15 protein-coding genes are annotated in these 17,612 nt (G+C 70.3%); 9 read left to right on the plus strand and 6 right to left on the minus strand.

Annotation, left to right across the window (positions count from 1 at the left end; all coding sequences use genetic code 11):
- Positions 1–171 precede the first annotated feature (171 nt).
- From acs to AB0M35_RS05795, 3 genes are all read left to right on the plus strand, one after another.
- A complete protein-coding gene (gene acs, locus AB0M35_RS05785; protein ID WP_363742024.1) occupies positions 172–2,166 on the plus strand; it encodes an acetate--CoA ligase in 1,995 nt (664 codons plus the stop codon).
- Positions 2,167–2,448: 282 nt separating this feature from the next.
- Positions 2,449–4,854, plus strand: a complete 2,406-nt coding sequence (locus AB0M35_RS05790; protein ID WP_363742991.1) for an immune inhibitor A domain-containing protein — start codon at positions 2,449–2,451, stop codon at positions 4,852–4,854.
- A 127-nt stretch (positions 4,855–4,981) separates the two neighbouring features.
- On the plus strand, positions 4,982–5,914 hold the full coding sequence (locus AB0M35_RS05795; RefSeq protein ID WP_363742026.1) for an alpha/beta hydrolase: 933 nt from the start codon (positions 4,982–4,984) through the stop codon (positions 5,912–5,914).
- On the opposite strand, the gene AB0M35_RS05800 is transcribed toward AB0M35_RS05795, so the two are convergent.
- Positions 5,915–6,280 (minus strand): hypothetical protein, encoded by a 366-nt coding sequence (locus AB0M35_RS05800; RefSeq protein WP_363742028.1) that lies wholly within the window; start codon positions 6,278–6,280, stop codon positions 5,915–5,917.
- A complete protein-coding gene (locus AB0M35_RS05805; RefSeq protein WP_363742030.1) occupies positions 6,277–9,222 on the minus strand; it encodes an SseB family protein in 2,946 nt (981 codons plus the stop codon). Before AB0M35_RS05805 ends, AB0M35_RS05800 begins: the two co-directional genes overlap by 4 nt.
- Before the next feature lie 154 nt (positions 9,223–9,376).
- On the opposite strand from AB0M35_RS05805, the gene mycP reads away from it, so the two are divergent.
- On the plus strand, positions 9,377–10,633 hold the full coding sequence (mycP, locus tag AB0M35_RS05810) for a type VII secretion-associated serine protease mycosin (RefSeq protein WP_363742032.1): 1,257 nt from the start codon (positions 9,377–9,379) through the stop codon (positions 10,631–10,633).
- A 58-nt stretch (positions 10,634–10,691) separates the two neighbouring features.
- Here the strand turns inward: mycP and AB0M35_RS05815 are convergent, their stop codons facing one another.
- Complete coding sequence (locus AB0M35_RS05815; RefSeq protein ID WP_013731043.1) at positions 10,692–10,985, minus strand: WXG100 family type VII secretion target; 294 nt, start codon at positions 10,983–10,985, stop codon at positions 10,692–10,694.
- A 21-nt stretch (positions 10,986–11,006) separates the two neighbouring features.
- The gene (locus AB0M35_RS05820; RefSeq protein WP_363742034.1) at positions 11,007–11,327 is read right to left on the minus strand and encodes a WXG100 family type VII secretion target; all 321 of its coding nucleotides are present in this window, start codon (positions 11,325–11,327) and stop codon (positions 11,007–11,009) included.
- Between the two features lie 241 nt (positions 11,328–11,568).
- Here AB0M35_RS05820 and eccE point away from each other — a divergent pair, with 241 nt between their 5' ends.
- The 5 genes from eccE to AB0M35_RS05845 all read left to right on the plus strand — a co-directional run bounded on the left by eccE (position 11,569) and on the right by AB0M35_RS05845 (position 16,135).
- A complete protein-coding gene (gene eccE, locus AB0M35_RS05825) occupies positions 11,569–13,407 on the plus strand; it encodes a type VII secretion protein EccE (RefSeq protein ID WP_363742036.1) in 1,839 nt (612 codons plus the stop codon).
- A gap of 45 nt (positions 13,408–13,452) precedes the next feature.
- Positions 13,453–13,839 (plus strand): phage holin family protein, encoded by a 387-nt coding sequence (locus AB0M35_RS05830; RefSeq protein ID WP_363742038.1) that lies wholly within the window; start codon positions 13,453–13,455, stop codon positions 13,837–13,839.
- Between the two features lie 170 nt (positions 13,840–14,009).
- Complete coding sequence (locus tag AB0M35_RS05835; RefSeq protein WP_363742041.1) at positions 14,010–14,507, plus strand: GNAT family N-acetyltransferase; 498 nt, start codon at positions 14,010–14,012, stop codon at positions 14,505–14,507.
- On the plus strand, positions 14,504–15,424 hold the full coding sequence (rarD, locus tag AB0M35_RS05840; RefSeq protein WP_363742043.1) for an EamA family transporter RarD: 921 nt from the start codon (positions 14,504–14,506) through the stop codon (positions 15,422–15,424). Before AB0M35_RS05835 ends, rarD begins: the two co-directional genes overlap by 4 nt.
- Positions 15,425–15,598: 174 nt before the next feature.
- Positions 15,599–16,135, plus strand: a complete 537-nt coding sequence (locus AB0M35_RS05845) for a hypothetical protein (RefSeq protein WP_363742045.1) — start codon at positions 15,599–15,601, stop codon at positions 16,133–16,135.
- A 174-nt stretch (positions 16,136–16,309) separates the two neighbouring features.
- Here AB0M35_RS05845 and AB0M35_RS05850 read toward each other — a convergent pair whose 3' ends face one another.
- Together AB0M35_RS05850 and AB0M35_RS05855 are read right to left on the minus strand one after the other, a co-directional pair.
- Entirely contained in the window at positions 16,310–17,002 is a 693-nt protein-coding gene (locus AB0M35_RS05850; RefSeq protein ID WP_363742047.1) for a zf-HC2 domain-containing protein, read from the minus strand.
- On the minus strand, positions 16,999–17,514 hold the full coding sequence (locus AB0M35_RS05855; protein ID WP_131307384.1) for a sigma-70 family RNA polymerase sigma factor: 516 nt from the start codon (positions 17,512–17,514) through the stop codon (positions 16,999–17,001). Before AB0M35_RS05855 ends, AB0M35_RS05850 begins: the two co-directional genes overlap by 4 nt.
- Between the last annotated feature and the right edge of the window lie 98 nt (positions 17,515–17,612).

The following is a 17,612-nucleotide window of genomic DNA, read 5'->3' on the forward strand; positions in this document are numbered from 1 at the left end:
GGAGTGCTGGCATGAGCGGGCGGCAGCGAGCGAATCATCGATACGGCGCGCTTGTGCCTCATGACGGCGCGGAGCGAAGCGGAGTGCTGGCATGAGCGGGCGGCAGCGAGCGAATCATCGATACGGCGCGCTTGTGCCTCATGACGGCGCGGAGCGAAGCGGAGTGCTGGCATGAGTGAGGCGTTGGCCAATCTGCTGAACGAGACGCGCCAGTTCCCGCCGCCGGCTGAACTCGCCGCTGACGCCAACGTCACCGCCGACGCGTACGCCGAGGCCGAGGCCGACCGGCTGGCCTTCTGGGAGCGCCAGGCCGGGCGGCTGAGCTGGGCGAGGCAGTGGGATCAGGTGGTGGACTGGTCGAATCCGCCGTTCGCCAAGTGGTTCGTCGGCGGGCAGCTGAACGTGGCTTACAACTGCCTCGACCGGCATGTCGAGGCTGGCCGGGGCGACAAGGTGGCCATCCACTGGGAGGGCGAGCCGGGCGACACCCGCACCATCACCTACGCCGATCTGCACCGGATGACCTGCCAGGCGGCCAACGCGCTGACCGACCTCGGGGTGGTCGCCGGTGACCGGGTGGCTATCTATCTGCCGATGATCCCGGAGGCGGCGGTCGCGATGCTCGCCTGCGCCCGGATCGGCGCCACGCACAGCGTGGTGTTCGGCGGATTCTCCGCCGAGTCGCTGACCAACCGGATCCAGGACGCCTCCGCCAAGGTCGTGATCACCGCCGACGGCGGCTACCGGCGGGGCAAGCCGTCCGCGCTCAAGCCGACCGTCGACGAGGCGGTGGCGAACTGCCCGTCGGTGGAACACGTGCTGGTCGTCCGGCGTACCGGCGAGTCGGTCGGTTGGTCGCAGCGGGACCACTGGTGGCACGAGACGGTCGAGCAGGCGTCGACCGAGCACACCGCCGAGGCGTTCGACGCCGAGCATCCGCTGTTCATCCTCTACACCAGCGGCACCACGGCCCGCCCGAAGGGCATCCTGCACACCACCGGCGGCTACCTGACCCAGACGTCGTACACCTCGCATGCGGTTTTCGACCTGAAGCCGGAGACCGACGTCTACTGGTGCACCGCGGACATCGGTTGGGTGACCGGCCACTCCTACATCGTGTACGGCCCGCTCTCCAACGGCGCGACCCAGGTGATGTACGAGGGCACCCCGGACACCCCGCACAAGGGTCGGTTCTGGGAGATCGTCGACCGGTACGGGGTGACCATCCTCTACACCGCGCCGACGCTGATCCGCACGATGATGAAGTGGGGTGACGACATCCCCGCCGAGTACAGCCTCTCCACGCTCCGGCTGCTCGGCAGCGTCGGTGAGCCGATCAACCCCGAGGCGTGGATGTGGTACAGGCAGCACGTCGGGCGGGGCGAGCTGCCCATCGTGGACACCTGGTGGCAGACCGAGACCGGCAGCATCATGATCTCGCCACTGCCGGGGGTGACCGCCGCCAAGCCGGGTTCGGCGATGACCCCGCTGCCCGGCATCAGCGCGGACGTGGTCGACGACCAGGGCCAGTCGGTGCCCAACGGTGGTGGCGGTTACCTGGTGCTGCGTGAGCCGTGGCCGTCGATGCTGCGCACCATCTGGGGTGACGACAACCGGTTCATCGAGACGTACTGGTCCCGGTTCGGTGCGGGCGCGAGCGGCACCGGCGGCGACGAGTGGATCTACTTTGCCGGTGACGGGGCGAAGAAGGACGACGACGGGCACATCTGGCTGCTCGGCCGGGTCGACGACGTGATGCTGGTGTCGGGCCACAACATCTCCACCACGGAGGTGGAGTCGGCGCTGGTCTCGCACCCCTCGGTGGCCGAGGCGGCGGTGGTGGGTGCCACCGATCCGACCACCGGCCAGGCGATCGTCGCCTTCGCCATTCCGCGCGGCACCGCCGACGTCTCCGGCGAGGCGGGTGAGCAGCTCATCGCCGACCTGCGTAACCACGTGGCGAAGACCCTGGGCCCGATCGCCAAGCCCCGGCAGATCATGCTCGTGCCCGAGCTACCGAAGACCCGATCGGGCAAGATCATGCGGCGGCTGCTGCGGGACGTCGCGGAGAACCGGTCGCTGGGTGACGTGACGACGTTGCAGGACTCCTCGGTGATGGAGTTGATCGCCTCCGGCATGGGCGGCGGCAAGTCCGACGAGGACTGACAGACAGGCGTACCTCTCGACGGGTGGCGGTCCGGTGCGGACCGCCACCCGTCGTCGTTTCTCCGGACCTGCGGGGATGCGGGTGGCCGCCGGCACGGGTTGTGACAGTGAAAAGACCTGTCGGCAATTCACTGCCATAAAATCGACGGTTACCCCTTCCCTGTGGCCCCACTAGTGCCTAAGTTCACCAGTGGCCCCATCTGTAGGGGCCGACCTCACCGGCTTGCAACCCCCTATGGGCCGGTTCCCTCAATCCGGAGGTACCACGTGCGGAAAGTCGCAGTGGGTCTGCTCGGGCTTTCGATGACGGCGACAGGGCTGACGGTCGGAGCATCGGCCGCCGCCGCGCCGATCGCGGAGCCGCCGACGGCCGCGCCGTCGATCGCCGAGCCCGCCCACGCCGAACATGACCTGCCGAACCCGCTGGAAGAGAAGCGCCGCGCACTGCGTCAGGAAGGCCTGAGCGAGGTGCTCTCGGGCCGTGTCAAAACGGAGCGGATCAACGGCAGCACGGTGGCCAAGGTCGGCGACCGGGCCGTCCGTGGTGGCAAGGCGGGCCGTAACGCCAAGACCCCCAAGGGCGGCAAGGGCCCGACCGAGAAGCAGTACGTCGAGCTCTCCCGGGAGAAGACCGACCAGATCTTCGTCATCCTGGCCGAGTTCGGCAACGAGCGGCACCCGAACTACCCCGACCAGGACACCGACCCCGCCGTTCCGGGCCCCATCCGGTTCGACGGGCCGCTGCACAACGAGATCCCGCAGCCGGACCGGCGGGTCGACAACTCCACCGTGTGGCAGCCGGACTACGACGCCGATCACTTCAGGAAGCTCTACTTCGGCACCGCGCCGGGCGACGAGTCCGTGAAGCAGTACTACGAGGCGCAGTCCTCGGGTCGCTACAGCGTCGACGGCGTGGTCAGCAACTGGGTCAAGGTCAATTACAACCAGGCCCGGTACGGCCGCTCCAACGGCTACCCGTGTGACTCGATCGTCTGCTCCAACGTCTGGGCTTTGGTGCGCGACGCCGCCAACCAGTGGGTGGTCGATCAGAAGGCCGCCGGCCGCACCGACGCGCAGATCGCCGCCGACGTTCGGGCGATGGACCAGTGGGACCGCTACGACCACGACGGTGACGGCGACTTCAACGAGCCCGACGGCTACATCGACCACTTCCAGATCGTGCACGCCGGCGGCGACATGGCCGACGGTGACCCGATCTACGGCGAGGACGCGATCTGGAGCCACCGCTGGTACGCGTACGCCTCTGACCAGGGGCGCACCGGTCCGCCGAACTTCCCGGCCGGCGGCACCCAGATCGGTGACACCGGCATCTGGATCGGTGACTACACCATCCAGCCGGAGAACGGCGGTCGCAGCGTCTTCTACCACGAGTACGCCCACGACCTGGGTCTGCCGGACGACTACAACGTCCTCAGCGGTGGCGACAACAACAACGAGCACTGGACGCTGATGGCCCAGAGCCGCCTGGGTGCCAAGAACGACGGTGGCATCGGTGAGCGCGGCGGTGACCTGGGTGCCTGGAACAAGCTCCAGCTCGGCTGGCTCGACTACGAGGTGATCGTCGCCGGCCAGAAGCGCACCCTGGTGCTCGGTCCGCAGGAGTACAACACCAAGGAGGCCCAGGCCGCCGTGGTTGTGCTGCCCGAGCGGGAGTACACCTTCGACAACGGTGCGCCGTTCGAGGGCAGCAAGCAGTTCTTCTCGGGCAACGCGGACGACCTGAACAGCACCATGACCCGGACGTTCGACCTGACCGGGAAGTCGTCGGCGACGCTGTCCATGAAGGGCCGCTACAGCATCGAGGCGGAGTACGACTACCTGTTCTTCGAGACCTCGGTCGACGGCGGACAGACGTGGACGCCGCAGCCCGGCACGGCCGACGGCCAGCCGCTCAAGGAGATCTCCCCCGGCCGCTTCGCGCTGGACGGCAGCTCCGACGACGAGTGGGTGGACGTCACGATCCCGCTGGACGCGGTCGCCGGCAACCAGGTCGGCTTCCGGCTGCGGTACCAGACCGACGGCGCGGTCTCCGAGGGTGGTTTCTTCGGCGACGCGGTCACGCTGACCGCCGACGGTGCGACCGTCTTCACCGACGGGGCCGAGGACGGCGGGGCCGGTTGGACGCTGGCCGGTGGCTTCGAGGTGGTCGAGGAGAGCTACACCCGCAAGTTCGCGAACTACTACATCGCGGGCACGCGGCAGTACATCTCGTACGACAAGTACCTCAAGACCGGTCCGTACTTCTTCGGGTACGCCAACACCAAGCCGGACTACGTGGACCACTACGCGTACCAGGAGGGTCTGCTGATCTCGTACTGGAACACCCGGTGGGCGGACAACGACACGTTCGCGCACCCGGGCGAGGGCCGGAACCTGATCATCGACTCCCGGCCACGGCCGATCTACAACCTGACCGGCCAGCCGTGGCGGGCCCGGATCCAGGTCTACGACGCGCCGTTCAGCCTGAAGAAGGCCGACTCGTTCACGCTGCACCTCAACAGCCAGCCGCATTACATCCGCGGTCAGGCGGCGCAGCCGCTGTTCGACGACACCAAGCAGTACTGGTTCCCTGAGCTGCCGAACCACGGCGTGAAGCTCCCGGCCACCGGCACGAAGATCAAGGTTCTGGAGCAGAAGGGCCTCAACACCAAGGTCCGTTTCTCCTGAGTCGCTGACGCGCCAGCAAAGATGCCCCGGGCAGGCTGACCTGCCCGGGGCATCGCCTGTACCCCGTCCCACCACACCACCCCGCCGTGCGGCCGGCCGACCGGCGCCGGGGTCATAGGCTGTCGTCATGACCGAGCAGCGTGGCGGCGCCATCGACGAGTCCTGCGTCCTCACCGAAGGGCCGTGGACGCACCGGTTCGTCGGCGCGAACGGCAGCCGGTTCCACGTCGTCGAGGCGGGCACCGGGCCGATGGTGCTCTTCCTGCACGGCTTCCCCGAGCACTGGTGGGCCTGGCACCAGATGCTCCCCATGATCGCCGACGCCGGCTTCCGCGCGGTCGCCGTCGACCTGCGCGGCTACGGCGCCAGCGACAAACCACCCCGGGGGTACGACGGCTACACCCTCGCCGCCGACGTCGCCGGGATGATCAGGGCGCTGGGTGAACGCTCGGCGACCGTGGTCGGCACCGGGGCCGGCGGCATGGTGGCCTGGACCGTGGCGTCGTTCCATCCTGCGCTGGTACGCCGGCTGGTGGTGCTCGGTGCACCGCACCCGTTGCGGCTCCGGGCGGCCATCTTCGCCGATCCGCGGGGGCAGTTCGCCGCGTCCACGCCCACGCTGAAGTTCCAACTGCCTCGCTACGAACACGTCCTCACCCGGGACGAAGGGCGGGCGGTGGAGGAGATCCTGCGCCGCTGGGGCGGCCCACGCTGGGTCGCCGGCCCGGACTTCGCCGAGTACGCGCGGCACTACCGGGAGGCCATGCGGATCCCGCAGGCGGCATTCTGCGCGCTTGAGGGCTACCGCTGGGCGTTCCGGTCGGTGCTGCGGCTGCACGGCTACCGGTTCGTCAAGTTGATGCAACGACCGCTGGTCGCACCGACCCTGCAACTACACGGCGCGCTGGACGTGGCCTCGCTACCGCGTACCGCCCAAGGTTCAGGCCGTTACGTCAGCGGGCCGTACGAGTGGCGGCTGCTGGATCAGGTCGGTCACTTCCCGCACCTGGAGGCCTCGGAGTTGGTGCTGGGCGAGATCCTGCGCTGGGCCAAGTCGTGATCAGACCCGCTGCTCACGCAGGTCGGTGACCTCTCCGACGGGTGCCCATCCCTGGTAGACACCGAAGTCGAAGGCTTCCAGCCGCATCGACTGGGCCACCGGCCAGCGCCCACCCGTGTACTCGACCCGCAGCCAACCCTCGTGCTCGCCGAGCACGATGAACGGTTGCCCCTTCCAGGTGCACGTCGTACGCACGTAAGCCAGTTCTTCGACCTCGGTGGCGGGCACCACCCGGACGTGCCGACCGGGCCGTACCTCGACGAAGCCGTCGCCCGGCTCCGCCTGGTACAGCCGGACGTCGCCACCGTCCGGGCTGGCCTGGTACTCCCGACCCCGCCAACGGGCCACATAACCGTCGCGGATCACTGCTCACCGACCTCACGCCAGGCGAGCGTGTCGGCGTCGAGGACGGCGATCAGCCGCTGTGTGCCATCTGCACCGAGGCGTAGCAGTTGCGCGCCGTGCGGCAGCCTGACGCTGTCCACCTTGAACTCGGCGAGCACCTCGCTGCTCTCTCCGGGTGCGAAACCGTTGCCACGGAACGGTGGGCGTTCGATGACCCAGCCCTCCATGGCCCGCATCGCCGTTTCGTTCTGCCCGCCGTAGGGGATGCGGTAGAGGCTCGGCCGGTACGCCGGCCACCGCAGCACGTAAATCTCCTCGGCGTCCGGGGCGAACGACGACTCCGGATGGTTGAGGCCCAGCGCGCGGTACAGCTGGGCGGGCGTGGTGAGGTGGGCCAGCTCGGTGGCCCGGTGCACGAAGCCGGAGACGCGGTCGTAGCCGCGTTCCAGGTAGTAGCCCAGTTGACTGGGAGCGATCGCCTTCTGCATCACGATCGGTCGGGTCGGGTCGGCCGCAGAGGTCGGCTTCTGCGGGCTGCGGGTCGACGCCGGCTTGTCGACACTCGGCTCCGGCTCGCGCTCGTCACCGAGCCCAAGTTCGGCCGCCCAGTTGGCCAGCCCGACGATCTGTTCGCCGGGCAACTTTGCGCCGACCGGGGTGCCCGGGTTGACCGCGAACGACCACGACAGGTCAGGCCAGGAGCGAATCAACTGGACGAAGCGGACCTTCATCGTCTCGGCCGCCGGGTCGGCATGGTCGGCGAGCCGCTGCGGCGACGTGTAGACCACCACGAACGTCTGTCCGTCCAGTTGCACCGTGGGCCAGACGTACCCCGGGTCGCCGGGTCGGCTGCCCGGGACGGAGTCGGCGGCTACCGGCATGAGCACCCACGCCAGCAGCAGCGTGGACAGGAACGTATCGGTGTTCGCGGCGCCGGCAGCGGCGAGCAGGTCCTCCTCCACCTCGTTGGCCGGCTCGAACCCGGCTGGCGCCGGTGCGGACAGCGAGGGCTCGGTTGTCGGCGGGTCCACCGGTTCGTGGCTCACCGCCTCGGAGTGGGTCGCCGACTCCGGCGCCGGCATGCGCACCGGAGCCGTCACCTCATCCGCCACCGCCGGAACCGACACGGTCGGCTCCGCCTCGACCGGGAAGATCGTCGTCGTCGGCTCCGCCTCCGCCGGGGAGATCGCCACCGTCGGCTCCACATCCGGCAAGGAAATCGGCGCCGTCGGCTCCGCACCCGACGGAGAAATCGCCGCCGTCGGCTCCGCACCCGACGGAGAAATCGCCACCGTCGGCTCCGCACCCGACGGAGAAATCGGCGCCGTCGGCTCCGCACCCGACGGAGAAATCGGCGCCGTCGGCTCCGCATCCGACAACGAAATCGGCGCCGTCGGCTCCGCCTCGGTGGGGGGAGCTTCCGCCGTGGATCCGGTTGCCGAGAGGGTCGGCTCCGGCGTTGGTGGCCCGGCTTCGGGCGCAGGGTGCTGTCGCGTCTCGGGCTCCGGGTGCTGCTGGGCGGGCGACGCCGCAGTCAGATCCCGTGCCTCGATGATGGTGCCCTCGATGACGATCGGCGTGAACCCGCGCCGCGGCGCGGGCGGGCTGGAGACCGGCTCCGCCGCCGACGTGGGCACGTCCTCGCCAGGCTCCGTCGACTGGCGGCGCGGCAACGCCTGGGTGACATCCGCGCCTGCCGGATCACTCTGCGCCGAACCGGTCAGCCCGGTCGGCGTGGTGGCCCGCAAGGGCTGGGTCGGATCCTGCGACGACCCGACGGGCGGACGCAGCGGCTGGGTCGCCTCGCCGCTCACCTCCGGCCGGTTCGCGCCGGTCTGGGAGTCGTGGGTGAAGTCGAAGGCTCGGGAGTTGCCGTCGGCGGCCGACTCGGCGGCCGCCCCACGGCGTGGAAACGGCTGCCCGCCCCGGGCCAATCGGGACGGCGGGGTGGCCCGCTCGCCCAGTCGCTCGCCTCGGTGTGCCGCCCGGCCGGACGCCGGTTCGAAGAAGGACCGCCGGGTCGTCTGGTCGGCGCCCGGGTCGGCGGGCTGGCCGTTGGTCGGCGCCCCGGCAGCAGTGACCGGCCAACTGTGGCCCGAACGGGCGGATGCCTCCCCGCGCGCCGGCATGGGCTGGCGTGGCGCCAGGTCGCCCTGGGCGTCCGACCGCTCACTCCCGACTGAACCTGACGGCGCGCCACCGCCCAGACCCGACCGCTCACCCCCGAAGAAACCGGATCGCTCGCCGCTGCGCGAGCGCGGCCGGACGCCGCCCAGGCCGGGTCGCTGTTCTGCGGCCGTCGGAGTGAATTGACTTGTTTCCGGATGGCCCGCTGCCCGGCCGCCGGGCGGTTGGCCGGGGACCCCGGTTCCCGTGCCCGATGCGGCCACGGGGACCTCAGGAAGGTGGAAAGCCGCGGGGACCGACGAGGGCCGCTCCGGGCGGGGCTGGGCCGTGGGGGGCGGCGCGGGCATCCTGGCTGCGGGCGGCGTGGCCGCAGCCGGGCCGAGATCACGAAGACGGCTGAGCGCCTCGACCCGCTCCAGTCTGGCTCGGGCACCCACCGTTCGGCCAGGTAGCCGGACATCCCCCCGGGACAGTTGCGCGACGTACCAGGCGGGCAGGTAGCCCTCGATGGGCAACCCGGGATTCACGGCCAGCCACCACTCGTGGTTCGGCCAGCCGGTGGCCAACTCGGCGTAGCCGGTACGGCGGGCGGAGCCGCCGTGCTCACCCAGACAGGCCCGCATCGCCTCGACGGAGGTGAACGCCAGCACATGGGTACGGCCACCGGTGGTCCAGGTGCCCCAACCCGCCGGCCCCGCCCCGGCGACCGTCGGCATGGAGATCGGCAGAAGCAGCTCGATGTTGGACAGGATGCGGAAGTAGAGCTGCTGGTCACTGCTACGCAGCGCGTCTCGCAACGCTGCTTCCGCCTCGGTGGCCGGCTCCCAGTCGGTCACGGCCACCCCCTCCTCCCGGGCACAGGCCATAGGTGTCGGTTACAACCTACAAGGTCACTCCAAGATCACAATTACAAGGCTGGAGGGATCCGGCCCTGTTTCGCCCAAGGCGCTAACATCCCGTTCCGGTGTCGACACGATACGGAGGCGGTCGATGTCCCGGTACGCTCCGCGTCCCTTTCTCGCGACTCTGGCCGCCGTCTTGCTGGCCGTTCCCGTGAGCGCCGCACCCCGCACGGTGCCGGCTGTTCCGGCGGCCACGGTGGCGCTCGCGTCGGCCGGACCGCTCGCGGCCGCCAAGGCGCCGGGTTGCGCGACGCCGCCGGCGCCGGCCCGGCCGGTGTCCGCGGTTCCCTGGCCTCAGCAGCGGTACGCGCCCGAGCGGCTGCACGCGTTGGCGACCGGATCCGGGGTGACCGTGGCGGTGGTCGACTCAGGGGTGGACCGGCTGCACCCTCAGCTCGCCGGTCGCGTGCTCACCGGCACCGACCTGCTCGATCCCGGTGGCGACGGGACGCGGGACTGCGTCGGTCACGGGACCGGGGTGGCGAGCATCATCGCCGCCGCACCCCGGGACGGGATCGCCCTGCGCGGACTGGCGCCGAAGGCCAGGATCCTGCCGGTACGGGTCAGCGAACAGCAGGTCGTGGACGGTCGCGGCACGGGTCGCACGGTCGCCCCGGACGACTTTGCCCGAGCGATCCGCTGGGCGGTGGACAATCACGCCGACGTGGTGAACCTTTCCGTCGTCCTGTACGCCGACCATGCGGCGGTACGCGGTGCCGTGGGCTATGCACTCGCCCGGGACGTGATCGTGGTCGCCGCCGTCGGCAACCTGCACGGCAGCGGTGATCCGCGCCCGTACCCGGCGGCGTACGAGGGGGTGCTCGGGGTCGGCGCGATCGGCGCGGACGGTCTCCGGGCCGATTTCTCCCAGGTCGGATCCTATGTGGATCTGGTGGCGCCCGGAGCGGACGTGCTGATGGCCGCTCCCGGGCAGGGCCACCATCGGGCCGAAGGGACCAGCTACGCCGCGCCGTTCGTGGCCGCCACGGCGGCCCTGCTGCGCGAATACCGCCCCGAACTGAGCGCCGAGGAGGTGGTCGGGCGGCTTCTGGCCACCGCCGACCCGGCACCCGGCAACGGGTACGGCGCCGGGGTGCTGAACCCGTATCGGGCCGTCACCGAAACCGCCGGTGGCCCGGTCGTACGCCCTGCCCCGGTCGTCACCCTGGCCGACGACCGACCTGATCCAGCGCTGGTCGCCCAGCAGAACCGGCGGGCCGACGCGCGGGATCGGGCCCTCCTGCTGGCCACCGCCGGTGGGCTGGTGGTGGTCGGCGTCGTGCTGGCAGCGCTGATCGTGCCCCGGGGCGCCCGGCGGCGCTGGCGTCCCGCCGACCCGGGCTGACGGGCGACGCAACGGCGAGGGCGACGCCACCTCAAGTGCGGCGGCGTCGCCCCGCCGGTCACCGGAACAGGCCGACGTTCTTCTTCTCGGTGTCGAGGTAGTCGGTCGCGGACTCGTCCACCGCCAGCTTGATGTCCCGCAGCATCGCCTGGAGATCCTGGGAGGCGTTGCGCCACCGGGCCTGCCGCTGCTCGTACGCCTGCTGGGCCTCACCGGACCAACTGGCCACCAGCGGGGCGGCATCCCGTTCCAGTTGCCCCAGCTGCGAGTCGAGCGTGTTCAACGCCCGCTGGATGTCCGCGCTGGCCTGTTGCAGCGCGGCGAAATTGACGACCAGCACACCGTGCTCCATCGAATCCCCCTGAATCGTGGTCTAGAGCGGCAGTTGGATGCCGCCGCGGTTGGTGGCGGACACCCGGCTGGCCGCCTCGGCGTCCGACGCGTCGTAGTGCACACCAGCGGTGCGGATCGCTCCTGCGGTCTCGCGCAGCGCCCGCTGCAGGCTCGCCTGGTCCTGCGCCCACTGCTGTTTCACCTGCTCGAACGACCGGCCACCGGCCCCGCGCCAGGCCTGCTGGAGAACCTCCAGCTGAGTCAGCAGTCCGCTGAGCATCGACTGCAACGATTGGTCCGCCTGCTCGAACTTCGCCGCGGTCTGCTGCATCACCGCGGCCTGTGCCTGGGTCTGGGACACCCCGACGTCTCCTTGTCTGCTCGGTCGTGGCTGGCCCTGCGAACGTGACGCACACCCACGGGCTCTGACGGGCTGCGTGCCGTGGGATCGGACCAATGAAGTCTCGTCGCTGACCGTAGCGGCACTGTCGCTGTTGTGCTACCCCGCCCCGCTCCCCTGTGGACAACGCGGATCCACCCAGCTCACTACGATGGGCGGCGGTCGGGTCGCAGCGGGTGACCGGCCGAGGAGGGCGGTGGCGATGACGGGCGTCCCGACGGCGCTGGCGCCACTGCCAGCCAGCGAATCGTCCGCGCCCGAGCAACGCATCCAGCCTGCGGCCTCAGCCACCGGGCGTGGCGACCGCTGGCGCGATCACCGGCCGCGAGCCGGACAGATCGTCGCCGCCCAGGTGGCGCTGGCGGCACTTCTCGCAGCCTTGGGCCGCGGCACGCCCGCTGTGCTGGCCGCCGCCCTGCCGGCGGGGGCGTTACTGATCCTCGCCTGGTGTCGGGTCCGCCAGCGGTGGCTGTACGAGTGGCTGGGCATCGGTCTGGGCTACCTGATCAGGAGACGGGCGGTCACGCCGGACGGCGGACCAGCGGCACTGCTCGACCTGGTGGCCCCGGACACCGTGCGCCACCCGGTCGATCTCGCCGGGTCGTCGGCCGTGCTGTTGGACGATCCGGGTGGTGTGGTGGCGCTGCTGGAGCTCGGTGACCGGGTCGACCTGCTCGGTGACGGCGGGCAGCATCTGCCGTCACCCGCTTCGCTGCTACCGACCGACCCCGGTCAGGCTCCGCCGGTACGCATCCAGCTCGTACTGTCCTCGGCGGCGGCGCCGGCCATCGGCGCCGGCGGTCTGGCGGCCACCTCGTACCGCCAGCTCACCGAAGGACGGCTGGCAAGCTGGGAACGGGCGGTGCTGGCCGTACGCGTGACGCGGGCGGAAGGTTGGTCGGAGGAGGCGTTACGGCGAACCCTCGCCAGCGCCGTACGCCGGATCATCCGGCGGTTGGGGCCGCTGCCGGTACGACCGCTGGGCGAGCAGGCGGCACTGCGCGTGTTCGCCGAGCTCGCGCACCACGACGGGCGTCCCATCCGGGAGTCCTGGCAGGCCGTGCGGTCCGGTGGGCTGCTGCAGACCACCTTCCGGCTACGCCGTTGGCCCGCGCCGGACGCCGGGCGTCAGTTGATACCGCGCCTGATGGAACTGCCGGCGACCGCGACCACGGTGTCGCTGCACGCCGAGCCGGGCCGGGCGGTGACCGCCGGCCTGACCGTACGGATCAGTGCGTCGACGCCCGCCGAGTTGTCCGCCGCCGCCAGGGCGCTGCGCGGGCTGGTGACGGCGGCCGGTGGCGTGATGCAACGACTCGACGGGGCGCACCTGTCCGGCTTCGCCGACACCCTGCCGCTGGCCCCGCCTGTCCCGGCCGCCGTCGGTGACGGGGAAGGGCTGGAGCTGCCGTACGGCTCAGCCGGCCTGATGGTGGGCGCCAACCGGCACGGCAGCCCGGTCACCATCAGGTTGTTCCGGCCGGAGAGCACCCGGGTGATGATCGTCGGCGGGGTACGTGCCGCCCAACTGGTGACCATGCGGGCGATGGCGCTGGGCAGCCGGGTCGTCGTCCAGACCACCCGCCCACAGGCCTGGCAGTCGTTCGTACGCGGTGTCGGCACGCCGGGCGAGGCGATCCCGCTGATTCCGCCCGGCCGGCCGGTGGAGACCGAGCCTGGCACGCCACTGTCACCGATCCTGGTGGTCCTGGACGCTCCGCTGCCCACCGGCGGTCCACGTCCGGGCGCCGCATGGCAGACCACGCTGCTGGTTCGCGACGAGTTGACTCCGGCCGACGCGGACGCGCTCGGCCGGTCCGACCTGGCCGTACTACAGCCGTTGAGTCGCACCGAGGCGACGATCGCCGGCACCGCGCTGGGCCTCGGCGACTCCGCTGACTGGCTGACCCGGATCCGGCACGACATGGTGGCCGTGGTGAACCGTCGTGCCCTGCGCTGGGCGCTGCTCGCCGGCACCCCGATGGAGGCGCAACTGGTCGGTCGTCCGTCGCGCGAACAGGCCCATACGCCGTACCGATGATCTCGCGGGTACCGCCCATGGCCTGGCCATGACACCATGCCGGCCATGGGTTTTCTGAAAGGTCTACTGATCCGGGTCGGCGCCACGGCGGTGGCCTTCTGGCTGGCCACCCTGGTCATTCCCGGCATCTCGCTCGACACGGAGTCGATCAGCGAGACGGTGCTGACGCTGGTCCTCGTCGCGGTCATCTTCGGTGTGGTGAACGCGGTCCTCCAGCCGATCATCAAGACCGTGGGCTGCGGCTTCTACCTGCTCACCCTCGGTCTGATCGCGCTGGTGGTCAACGGTCTGCTGTTCCTGCTGACCGGTTGGATCGCCGATAAGGTCGGGCTGCCCTTCGAGGTGGACGGCTTCTGGCCGGCCGCCGTTCTGGGTGCGCTCTTCGTCGGCATCGTCACCTGGGTCCTCGGCGCCATCCTCGACCGCGACTGACCGGCGGCGACGGCCGGCCGTGGAGCACCGGCCGAGAGCCGTACGGCCGGCCGTGGAGACGCGACCGTCGGACAGGTGCCGCTCGCTTGAGCGGTACCTGTCCGCTGCGCAGGCCAGATTGCGGGATCTGGCTACCGGACCCGGCCGGTGCACGGACTAACGTCGCAGGGGTGCTCACGCTCACCCGCGACGACGGCTACACGATCAGCACCGACCCGGGCCGACTGGACCTGGACCGGGTGCACCGCTGGCTCAGCACCGACGCCTACTGGGCGATCGGGCGGGACCACGCGACGGTGACCCGGGCGTTCGCCGGCTCGATCGGGTTCGGCGTCTACCGGCCGGTCGACGGTCGGCAGGTCGCCGTCGCCCGGGTGATCACCGACCGGGTCACCTTCGGCTACCTGTGCGACGTGTACGTCGACCGGACCGAGCGAGGACGCGGGTTGGGCACCTGGCTGGCCGGCACCGTCCGCGACCATCTCGCCTCGCTGGGCGTACGCCGACTCCTGCTGGCCACCGTCGACGCGCACGGGCTCTACCAGAAGCTCGGTTTCGCTGCGGTCGAGGCCGAGCGCTGGATGGAGCTCGACCGCCGCGACTTGGCAGTGAACCCGCTCACCGGCAAGGAGCAGTCGACCGGGCCGGCCCTTACCGTTGAGCCGTGACGCCGCTCCGCCTCGGATACCTCTACGGGCTCACCGCCTACCTGCTGTGGGGATTCTTTCCCCTCTACTTCAAGCTGCTGCGCCCGGCCGGCCCGCTGGAGATCCTCGCCCATCGGGTGATCTGGTCCGTGGCGTTCGTCGCGCTCCTGCTCGTCGCGATGCGCAACATCGGTTTCCTCCGGGCCTTGCTGCGTCGGCCGCGCGCCCTGGCGGGGGTCGCCACGGCCGCCGCGCTGATCGCGGTCAACTGGTTCACCTACATCTACGGCGTCAACTCCGACCGGGTGGTGGAGACCGCCCTCGGGTACTTCATCAACCCGCTGGTGGTGGTCCTGCTCGGGGTGGTGGTGCTGCGGGAACGACTGCGTCCGGCGCAGTGGCTGGCGTTGGGCATCGGCGGGCTGGCGGTGGCCGTACTCACCGTCGACTACGGCCAACTGCCGTACATCGCGTTGATCCTGGCGCTCAGCTTCGGCGGGTACAGCCTGGTCAAGAAGCAACTCGGGCTGCCCGCCGCAGAGGGCCTGTTCGTCGAGTCGGCCGTGCTGGCGCTGCCCGCACTCGGCTATCTCGGCTGGCTCGCGGCCACCGGTGAGATCATGTTCGGGCAGGTCTCGACGGGACACACCCTGCTGCTGGTACTCGCCGGCGCGCTGACCGCCATCCCGCTGCTGCTCTTCGCCGGGGCCGCCAACCGGCTTCCGCTGACCTCCCTGGGCATGCTCCAGTACGTGGCCCCGATTCTCCAGCTCGGCTGCGGGGTGCTGATCTTCCACGAACCGATGCCGCCGGCCCGCCTGGCCGGATTCGCCCTGGTCTGGCTCGCCCTGATCGTCTTCACCGCCGACGGGTTCCGCCAGGCGCGGCGTACTCGCCGTCGGCGCCCAGCCACCGTCGTTCCAGCCGCCGCCCGCTGACTCCTCCCGTCGCGGCGCGCTTGAGGCGGTGTTCGGTAGGCGCCGAACACCCCCTGACCGGGTGCAGGCAACATCTAAAGAGGTGATTGCCTCCCTTGAGCCCGGCCAAGTACGTTTCGCGATCAATAGATAGCGGAAAGCGGATGAGCCTTCCGCTCATTGACGGGAGACAACGTGCATTTACGCACCGTACGAGCCGCTGTCGCGCTGATGTTGGGCTTGGGCGCTGTCGCGATGGCAGCCACTCCGGCACAGGCATTGCCGCCCACTTGTTGGGAGCTTGACACCTGCATCGAACTGCCTCCGCCCGGCGGCGGCGGTGGCGGCGGCACCCCGCCTGCCCCGGCCTACACGTTGCAGGGAGTTATCGAGCTGGAGAAGTACGGCCACGAGGGCAGCTGGCCGTACCGGACCGGCGGCGTCAAGGTCCGCGGATATTCCCGCTTCGCCAACTCCAGCAACAACCGCGTTGACGCCGACTACATCAACGTCCGGTGCTACGCCAACACCCTGTCCGGCTACTCCACCACGGACTACGACTCCGAGAACAACGGGGCCCTCGTCGACGTGCACTTCTGGTCCCCCACCATCCCGGTGACCGGCGTCTCGCCGGAGTTCCGCACGATCACGGTCAACTGCGTCCACCACGCCACGAAGAACGGCGTCAGCTACAACACCACCAGCACCCGCCAGTTCCTCATTCCCGAATGACCTTCCCCTCGGGGCGGCCGACACGGGTCGCCCCGAGGAACGCCAAGGACCGATGTCCGCCGACAGCGCCTCCACGTTCTTGCCGTCGGCCGCCGCCAACGCGATCCGCATCGCCTCGGCCAGGTCGCAGTCGAGGAACGTGACCCGGTCGGCGAGCGCAGGAACGCGCGCCAACTAGGGCACGTCGTACGCGAGGACGACGGTGCCGTCGGCCCGGAGCAGCTCCAACCGGACCAGTTCGGCGTTGGTGAACCGGGTCGCACCGCTGATCCGCAGGTCGTCTCCGGGCGCGGCCAGCCAGGAACCGATCTGTTCCTGCGACCCGTCGGCGGCATGCGCCACCAGTCGGAACGCGTTCGCCTTGCCATAGCCGGACCGCTCGTCGTACCCACAGTTCATGGTGACCTCGGTGCCCCAGTTGGTGCCGGTGAGCCCGATCTCGGCGTGCAGCGGCACGGTGCCGGCCACCGGACGCATCTGCACCATCCGCACCTGGGCCACCGGCGTGTTCGTCGTCTGCCCGGGCAGCATCGTGGCCGTACCGAACCCGACGACGAGGGCGAACGCGGCAGCCGCCAGCCCGATGACCGCGTACCGCAGCCGGTTGGCCTGCCGCTCGCGGCGCCGGCGTTCCCGCGCGGCGCTGAGCAGCTCGGGCACCCGGGGGTTCTCCGGCGGCGGCAGGAACTGCTCCAGGCTCGCCGGATCCAACCGGCCGAGCAGGCCGGGCAGCACGGCGATCTCCGAGACGGACTGCTGGCAGGCCGGGCAGTCGACGAGATGGCGTTCGTAGGCCGCGCGGTCCGCGGGAGAGAGGGCACCCAGCACGTACGCGCCATCGTCGTACGCGAAGTCGCAACGGCTCATCCAGTCACCCCCATCTCGGCAAGGACCAACCGTAGTGACCGCAGGGCGTAGTGGGTTCGAGACTTCACCGTCCCCGGCGGAACGCCCAGCCGGGATGCCGCCTCGGAAACCGAGCGGCCCTGGTAGAAACACTCGACCAGCACGTCGCGGTGGGACGGGCTGAGCCGGTTCAGGGCCTCGGCGACCGTCCACGCCTCGACGGCACGTTCCGTCTCGTCGACGACCTCGGGCGGTTCGGGCAGCTCGTCGGTGTAGATCTCACCGACCCGGGTGGATCGGCGCCGCCAGGCGTCGATGGCCAGGTTTCGTGCGGTGGTGAAGAGCCAGGCCCGTACCGAGCCGCGTCGCGGGTCGAGCGACTCCGGGTGGCGCCAGGCCCGTAGCAACGTCTCCTGCACCAGGTCCTCGGCGCGCTGTCGATCGCCGTTGACCAGCCGCAACGCGTGGGCGTACAGCGCGTCGGCATGTTCGTCATGCAGGGCACGCAGCAGGTGGGCGTCGTGGTCGCTGATGGTCCTCTCCTCGCTCTCGACGCGAGCGGGCTCGGCGTTACGACCGGTGATACGTGCGGTCACCCCGAACGGTTCAGTCCCAGCTCAAACCTGGGATT

Source organism: Micromonospora sp. NPDC051196, from assembly GCF_040682415.1.
In the GTDB taxonomy this organism is placed as follows: Bacteria; Actinomycetota; Actinomycetes; order Mycobacteriales; family Micromonosporaceae; genus Micromonospora.

What these genes read in the sequence shown, in the direction of transcription:
- acs (WP_363742024.1), top strand. Translation starts at nt 172, where the DNA reads ATGAGTGAGGCGTTGGCCAATCTGCTGAACGAGACGCGCCAGTTCCCG.
- AB0M35_RS05795 (WP_363742026.1), top strand. Translation starts at nt 4,982, where the DNA reads ATGACCGAGCAGCGTGGCGGCGCCATCGACGAGTCCTGCGTCCTCACC.
- mycP (WP_363742032.1), top strand. Translation starts at nt 9,377, where the DNA reads ATGTCCCGGTACGCTCCGCGTCCCTTTCTCGCGACTCTGGCCGCCGTC.
- AB0M35_RS05815 (WP_013731043.1), bottom strand. Translation starts at nt 10,985, where the DNA reads ATGGAGCACGGTGTGCTGGTCGTCAATTTCGCCGCGCTGCAACAGGCC.
- eccE (WP_363742036.1), top strand. Translation starts at nt 11,569, where the DNA reads ATGACGGGCGTCCCGACGGCGCTGGCGCCACTGCCAGCCAGCGAATCG.
- AB0M35_RS05830 (WP_363742038.1), top strand. Translation starts at nt 13,453, where the DNA reads ATGGGTTTTCTGAAAGGTCTACTGATCCGGGTCGGCGCCACGGCGGTG.
- AB0M35_RS05850 (WP_363742047.1), bottom strand. Translation starts at nt 17,002, where the DNA reads ATGAGCCGTTGCGACTTCGCGTACGACGATGGCGCGTACGTGCTGGGT.